Origin of the sequence: Brasilonema octagenarum UFV-OR1, assembly GCF_963888615.1 — a bacterium.
Classification (GTDB): Bacteria; Cyanobacteriota; Cyanobacteriia; order Cyanobacteriales; family Nostocaceae; genus Brasilonema; species Brasilonema sennae.
Genome location: NZ_CAWPKW010000171.1, coordinates 1 through 6,838, shown reverse-complemented (window position 1 = coordinate 6,838; position 6,838 = coordinate 1). Strand labels below are relative to the sequence as shown.

Here is a 6,838-nt window from a genome sequence, read left to right as displayed (position 1 = left end):
CCGGAGTAATCCTTTTGGTGGTTCAAGAGCTTGAAATCGCCTAATGTTTATAACAAGCAATGTAATAATTAGACATTGTTCGTTGATAACACATTTATTTTTAGGCTAATTTTAGGCTAAAAAGACTGCAATGGAAAAACAGAGTAAAGACAAGTATCAGCAAGCCTTTGAAGATTTGGAGCCAGTTCCATCTACAGATGGAAGTTTCCTTGGCTCCAGTCAGCAAGCCCAGCAGCAAAGAGAGCATATGAGAACAAAAGTACTACAAGAATTAGAGAAAGTTAATCAACGTTTGAAGTCTGCAAAGACAAAAGTGACAATTAGGGAATCAAATGGGAGTTTGCAGTTACGTGCTACATTACCACTTAAACCGGGAGACAAAGACACAAATGGAACTGGGAGAAAGCAATACAATATCAGTTTGAATATTCCCGCTAACTTGGATGGACTCAAGACGGCTGAGGAGGAATCCTACGAATTAGGAAAGTTAATTGCTCGAAAAACCTTTGAATGGAATGAGAAATATTTGGGAAATGAGGCAAATCCAAAAGAATTAAAAACAATAGGAGAATTACTCAAAAACTTTGAAGAAGAATATTTTAAAAATCATAAACGAACAACAAAAAGTGAACATACTTTTTTTTATTATTATTCCCGAACAAAGCGATTTACTAATTCTCAAGATTTAGCAAATTCTGAAAATTTGATAAATTCTATTCAGAAAATCGATAAAGAATGGGCTAGATATAACGCGACAAGAGCTATATCTGCATTTTGCATAACATTCAAAATTGAAATTGATTATCTAAATATTCCAAAATGCCGGAGAATAATTCCCGGAAGATACCAACCGATGTGGAAATCTCCGCAGGAATTATCAAGTTTGCAGATTACCTGAATAACAGAGGTAATCAAGTTAATCCAGATGTGAAAGATAGTTGGCAACTTTGGCGCTGGACTTATGGAATGTTAGCAGTTTTTGGTTTACGCCCACGGGAGCTTTTTATCAATCCTGATATCGATTGGTGGTTAAGCGAAGAGAATGCAGATATGACATGGAAAGTCCATAAAGATTGTAAAACTGGAGAAAGACAAGCATTACCATTACAGAAACAATGGATTGAGGAGTTTGATTTAAAAAATCCTAAATATTTAGAAATGCTGGCAACAGCAATTAGTAAAAAAGACAAGAATAAACATGCAGAGATAACAGCATTAACCCAACGAGTGAGTTGGTGGTTCCGGAAAATCGGATTGGATTTTAAGCCGTATGATTTACGTCACGCTTGGGCAATTCGAGCGCATATTCTAGGAATACCAATCAAAGCAGCGGCGGATAATTTGGGACATAGTGTGCAAGTTCATACTCAAACTTATCAGCGTTGGTTCTCGCTAGATATGCGGAAGTTGGCGATTAATCAGGCTTTGAGTAAGAGGAATGAAATTGAGTTAATTAAGGAGGAGAATGCCAAGCTGAGGATGGAGAATGAAATGTTGAAGTTGGAGTTGGTTTATAAGCGGAGTTAAATTCACTCATGAATCAGCTAAAATACATATAGAAGGAAACGCGATCGCTCGATCATGTAAGGTGCCTTGTCGCAACGCGCAACGCACCACAATTTCAAACATCCCAAATATTTGACGAAAGCTGAGCCTCACCACCGCCACCCCAATCTAACGGGTAAATTTTCTGTTGGATAAAACGATGAATACTCGAAAAAGCCCATTGTTGCGGTGATTCACAAAAGTTATGCCGGACAGGATTGTAGTGGATGTAATCGCAATGATTGGCAAAATCAACTTCATCTCGAATCAAATGCTCCCAGAAACGACGTTGCCATAGATTTCCTTCTTTTCGGTTTTCTCGCGAACGGGAAATACCGACATCAAGTCCTAGCTCATGCCCGTAATATTTAGTTACAAAGCGTTTGATCAAAAGCATTCGTATCGATAGATTGCTATCTCCCGCAGGCAGAGTCCATAGGCTGTGAAAGTGATCAGGCAGTAGAACAAAGGCATCAATAGAGAAAGGGTAATTATGTCGGACATGTTGAAGGGCAGCGCGTAAAGCAGTACGCCCAGCATCAGAGCAAAGCCAGGGTTGTCGTTGGTAGGTAACTTGGGTGATGAAGTAGGTGCCACCAGGAATATTAGATCTGCGGTAGTTCGGCATGGGGGTGAGGGGATGGCATTTTTTTTAGGATGCCCATAATTGATGTGGTGCGTTGCGCTTTGCGACAACGCACCCTACTATCTACCCGAAATTAAGTAATTAAATCGAAACTTTTTGTATAATATCTAAATGTGGGTAAAATAAAAAATTGCAAATAACTGTCCAAATCGGGTAATGAAACGGAAATTTTCCGTCTCATAAATAGTTATGCCGCTGGGTGATAGGTAAAAAGGTATCCTAAAATCATCTATTAGTTTTCAATGTTATGCCTCCTTTGAATTGTCTTAACTTAAGTTACACAGATGGACTTAAATGAACTGAAAAATCTTGTCCGAACAGGGCAGTTTGGGGCTATTACCTTAGATACATCAATTTTTCATGCTCAAGGTTTGAGGTTAGAGTCAGGATTGTTTAAGCAATTAGAACAATTTCGAGATAGTTCTACAAGACTGATTCTTTCCGAAGTGGTCAGGGAAGAGACTTTATCACATCTAATAGAGAAAACAAGAGACGCCCAAAAGGAAATTGAGAAATCCCTGAAACAAGCCAAGGAATATTGGCAGGTTGAGAATCAGAAGATCGAAGACATAAAAGAAATAGTTTTTAGTGGGCGTGAAGCACAGGAAATTGCGTTTGAGCGATTTAATCAGTTTGTAAAGTTTACATCTTTAGAGATAGTTGAGGCTCAAAACTATGTAATGGTTGGGGAGTTAATACAAAAATACTTTAAAGCCAGACCACCATTCTCAGAGACAGGGAAAAAGAAAAACGAATTTCCTGATGCTATTGCTTTAATGTCTTTGGAGACATGGGCTAATGAAAACCAAACAAAAGTTATTGTTGTCACATCTGATAATGATTGGAAAAACTTTTGCAAAAGCTCTGAAAGGCTTATTGCTATTGATGATTTTGCAGGAGCTTTAGGACTATTTCAACTTCCAAATGCCGACGATATTTGTAGAGATTTGTCGGAAAGATATGAGAAGGGTGAACTAGAGGATGTAAAAGAAGCCATCTCTAATGCCTTGGAGGATAAAATGGGCGAGCTTGAAATTTATCCAGAGGCAAGTTCTGCTTACATTTATGAACAAGACTCGACAGAAGTAATCTTTAATGGCTTTGAGTTTAAGTTATTTGAACCTCCCAACCTAATATTTAGACCAGTTAATTTTGATAATGATGGTTTGGTAGTTGAAGCAAAGCTAGGCGTTGATGTCAATATCGAGTGTAGTTTTTCATTTTCCGTATACGACTCTATAGATAAAGACGATGTTCCAATGGGGAGTGGTAGTGCAAATATTCAAACTAATTTAGACGTAGATATCTTAGTTTCATTCATAGGAGATTTGGATAAAATCGGGGCGGAGGTTGAAGTGGATGATGTTGAAATTGAGATCACAGCCCCTGATGTCATTGATTTTGGCGAGATTTCGCCAGATTGGATGGACGAGGACTATGATTACTGAAAAGCGGCACAACAACCTTGTTGCAGCAGGCTGCTGAAAGCCGTTGGTTTGGATGCAACCGAGGCAAAACCTTGGCTAAATAACATTTTCAACTGCAACAAAAATGCACCTTACCCACAATTGCTAAATACGCAGTACGATCGCATCCCTCGCGTAGGGTGCGTTGTCGCAAAGCGCAACGCACCTTACTAGCAATTTGATACGATTAACAAAGTGGGCGATCGCCTACAACCCAACTTACAGCTATTTTCAGGTAAATGAACCACATTTTTTGCCTCACGCAAAGGCGCAAAAGTGCAAATAAGATCGCAATAATGTGGTCTAAATAAGTGAAAACTGCTGTAAGCCGATCGCCCTCATCAGCAAATTTGCAAAAACACTATGGCAAAGCGTAAAAAAAGCAATCTCCAGTGGATTAAAGAAACGCTTGAACTAAAACCCGATCATCGTTGGGAATCTCCATCAGGTTACAAGATTTTTGTAGCAGATCGGGGAGTTGTTCGCTTCAATGTTCCCCAGAATTGGGTTTTTGAGCCACAAGAAAAATCGTTCAAGTTCCTCGATAGAAAACCCCCCAACGATGATTGCTGCCTGGAAGTATCTTTCAATCGCCTACCACCCAATGACTGGAGCCAGTTTCCGTTAAAATCTACCTTGAAGAAAGTCATAGAAGACGATAGTCGTAACGTCATTGAATCGGGAGAAATCTTTACCATCAAGCGCCAAACCGCCAGGATTGTGTGGACAGAAATCAAATTTATCGACACCCAAGCAGAGCCACGCGAAGCTTTTTCGCGGACTTGCATTGGTTTAGGGTCGAATGTTCAGTGCTTGATAACATTCGATTATTGGGCAGATCAAGCAGAGCAGCTAATATCTGTTTGGGATGAAATGATGCGTAGTTTGACACTAGGGCTGTATATCCGTGATCCAATGACTGGTGCAGCTTTCCCAGACTGAACCACAAAATTAAAAAGTCAAAAGATAAAAGTAAAAAGTAAAAAGAGAAATGATTAAAATACAAGATTAGCGATGGAAGCGGAGTGAGATAGATGACAGAATTATTAAGACATCAGGGATTTTCACATGCATGTGATTACTCGTAAACGACTCAATGAATTTGCTAAACTCTATCCAGATACAAAGAACGCTCTGGCTCAATGGTATCAATTGGTGAAGCAAAATCAGTTTGCCTCATTTGTGGAACTCCGTGAAATGTTTCCATCAGCAGATCAAGTCGGTAAATTGACTGTATTTAACATTGGCGGCAACAAAGTTCGACTCATTGCCGCAATTCACTACAACCGCCAAAAAGTCTACATCCGGGCTGTGTTAACGCATTCAGAATATGACGAAGGAAAGTGGAAAGAATAATGCAAAGTTTCAACCTTGATCAAACCATCATTGCTTGGTCGTCCATTGCCGAAAACGTCTTTGTTCCTCACACCGAAGAGGAATATGATCGCTTGGTCGAGGTGCTTGATAGCCTTATCGATCAAGTTGGTGAAGATGAAAGCCATCCGCTGGCGTCTCTGATGGAAGTCATTGGTGTCTTAATCGAAAACTATGAAACTGAACAAATTCCTGAGTTAGAGGCGATCTCTTAACTTCATCCAGTATGAATATGCAGTAGCGTGTTGTCGAGCGAAGGCGTTAAGCGTAGCTCTGCCGTAGGCAATCGCTACAACGGTTTACTTCTTGTGCGTCTCACACACAATCCCTAAATCGACAAGATTTAGGCGATGTATACGACGGACTGCGCCAACGCAGTTAAACTTGCTCTAAGAAACTGATACTGTTTCAATTACAGACTCAATTAGGGTAAATATATGGACAATTTCCATCTAATGTCCAAATAGGAATATTAGATGGAAAATTTCTGGATAACCACCCCAAATTAGGTAATTAGACGGAAACTTTTTGTATAGTATTCTAATCTAAGTATGAGACGGAAAATGTCAGTCTAGTAACTAGTTTAGTATCTAAATGGAGTATGCACATAAATGACAGTAAGTGTATTTCTTAGCCACAACAAGGAAGACAAACTTTTTGTCAGGAAACTTGCAAGAGATTTGGACAACCACGGCGTTAAAATTTGGCTTGATGAAGCTGAAATAAAAGTTGGAGAATCTTTAATAGGAAAAATCAGAAGTGGTTTGGATAAAGTAGACTATGTTGCTGTTATTTTATCTCCAAATTCAATTGCTTCGTCTTGGGTACAGCGAGAAGTGGATGTAGCTATGAACCAAGAGATTATGAGGAAAAGAGTTAAAGTTCTTCCGATTATGTATCGGAAATGTGAATTACCGGATTTTTTACTTGGTAAGTTGTATGCTGATTTTACCGAAGAGTCTCGGTATGAAGATGCTTTTGAAAAACTTGTGCGTAGTATTGAGGTTGTGTTTAATAAAAATGCTCTTGAAAGCAGTCTTACTGCTGCTACCTTGGGGCAAGCATTGAACAAAGCTGCGATCATAAATCTTCCTATATTTAGTAAGCCATTTCACAGACCATTCCAATATATAGGTATGAGCATTGCCTCCGCCTCAACTGCTGTGGGGCAAAGACCGAATGAAATCGGCAATATAATTATTGATAATGATGATTGTCATATGCTCCTTGAAGCTGAGGGTAATTTCATCAATTATGTTGAAATTGATCTGAAGAAAACAGCACCTCATTTGCAAACACAAGAGTTTGACTCAGTACCAATACTTGGCTCGCTTAGTATAAATCCGTATGAACTAGAGCTTGTACGAAAGCAGACACACTTCCACACTTATTATGATCATAGAAAAAAGCTAAAAATAAGTGTTTCTTGTTTATATGATGAAGCTCCTTTAACGGTAGGCTTTAGTGCAAAATACTATGGAATGTAAAATGGAGATTTTTTTGAATGTCCATCACTTTATTTAATCTAAAAAAATCTCATTGAAAATAGTTTTTAATTTAACAGTTTTGATGTAAGCAAAATTCAAGCAAATCCTTAAAACCAGACTCGATAAGAGTTATATTGTCTGAAGCATCAAAAAAAGATTGTTCCTAGATAACCCTACAGCTCACATTTAGGCTAAAAATAGATTATTTTTGGTCTTAACGCTAAAAAACCTTTCTTTATCTGGCTTTTATGCGCCATTGCTAAGTCCGGAGTAATCCTTTTGGTGGTTCAAGAGCTTGAAATCGCCTAATGTTTATAACA

At 38.7% G+C, this 6,838-nt stretch carries 6 protein-coding genes and 1 pseudogene; 6 read left to right on the top strand and 1 reads right to left on the bottom strand.

All coding sequences use genetic code 11. The features are described from left to right. Nucleotides 1-130 precede the first annotated feature (130 nt). A pseudogene (locus AC5590_RS12175) lies at nucleotides 131-1,527 on the top strand (site-specific integrase). 94 nt (nucleotides 1,528-1,621) lie between these two features. On the opposite strand, the gene AC5590_RS12170 reads toward AC5590_RS12175, so the two are convergent. Further along, nucleotides 1,622-2,173: an REP-associated tyrosine transposase gene (locus tag AC5590_RS12170; protein ID WP_169268712.1), complete on the bottom strand. Its 552-nt coding sequence runs from the start codon at nucleotides 2,171-2,173 to the stop codon at nucleotides 1,622-1,624. A gap of 302 nt (nucleotides 2,174-2,475) precedes the next feature. On the opposite strand from AC5590_RS12170, the gene AC5590_RS12165 reads away from it, so the two are divergent. From AC5590_RS12165 to AC5590_RS12145, 5 genes are all read left to right on the top strand, one after another. After that, on the top strand, nucleotides 2,476-3,639 hold the full coding sequence (locus tag AC5590_RS12165) for a PIN domain-containing protein (protein ID WP_169268711.1): 1,164 nt from the start codon (nucleotides 2,476-2,478) through the stop codon (nucleotides 3,637-3,639). A 381-nt stretch (nucleotides 3,640-4,020) separates the two neighbouring features. Then, nucleotides 4,021-4,599: an Alr1449 family protein gene (locus AC5590_RS12160; protein WP_169268710.1), complete on the top strand. Its 579-nt coding sequence runs from the start codon at nucleotides 4,021-4,023 to the stop codon at nucleotides 4,597-4,599. Nucleotides 4,600-4,725: 126 nt separating this feature from the next. Next, a complete protein-coding gene (locus AC5590_RS12155) occupies nucleotides 4,726-5,013 on the top strand; it encodes a type II toxin-antitoxin system HigB family toxin (protein WP_169268709.1) in 288 nt (95 codons plus the stop codon). Continuing rightward, nucleotides 5,013-5,246, top strand: a complete 234-nt coding sequence (locus tag AC5590_RS12150) for a hypothetical protein (protein ID WP_169268708.1) — start codon at nucleotides 5,013-5,015, stop codon at nucleotides 5,244-5,246. Before AC5590_RS12155 ends, AC5590_RS12150 begins: the two co-directional genes overlap by 1 nt. 396 nt (nucleotides 5,247-5,642) lie before the next feature. Further along, nucleotides 5,643-6,518 carry a toll/interleukin-1 receptor domain-containing protein gene (locus AC5590_RS12145; protein WP_169268707.1) on the top strand — a complete coding sequence of 292 codons (876 nt, stop codon included), beginning with the start codon at nucleotides 5,643-5,645 and terminating at the stop codon, nucleotides 6,516-6,518. Nucleotides 6,519-6,838: the final 320 nt, after the last annotated feature.

Excerpts from the sequence above, each read along its gene's own strand:
- AC5590_RS12170 (WP_169268712.1), bottom strand. The coding sequence starts at position 2,173 with ATGCCGAACTACCGCAGATCTAATATTCCTGGTGGCACCTACTTCATC.
- AC5590_RS12165 (WP_169268711.1), top strand. The coding sequence starts at position 2,476 with ATGGACTTAAATGAACTGAAAAATCTTGTCCGAACAGGGCAGTTTGGG.
- AC5590_RS12160 (WP_169268710.1), top strand. The coding sequence starts at position 4,021 with ATGGCAAAGCGTAAAAAAAGCAATCTCCAGTGGATTAAAGAAACGCTT.
- AC5590_RS12155 (WP_169268709.1), top strand. The coding sequence starts at position 4,726 with ATGCATGTGATTACTCGTAAACGACTCAATGAATTTGCTAAACTCTAT.
- AC5590_RS12150 (WP_169268708.1), top strand. The coding sequence starts at position 5,013 with ATGCAAAGTTTCAACCTTGATCAAACCATCATTGCTTGGTCGTCCATT.
- AC5590_RS12145 (WP_169268707.1), top strand. The coding sequence starts at position 5,643 with ATGACAGTAAGTGTATTTCTTAGCCACAACAAGGAAGACAAACTTTTT.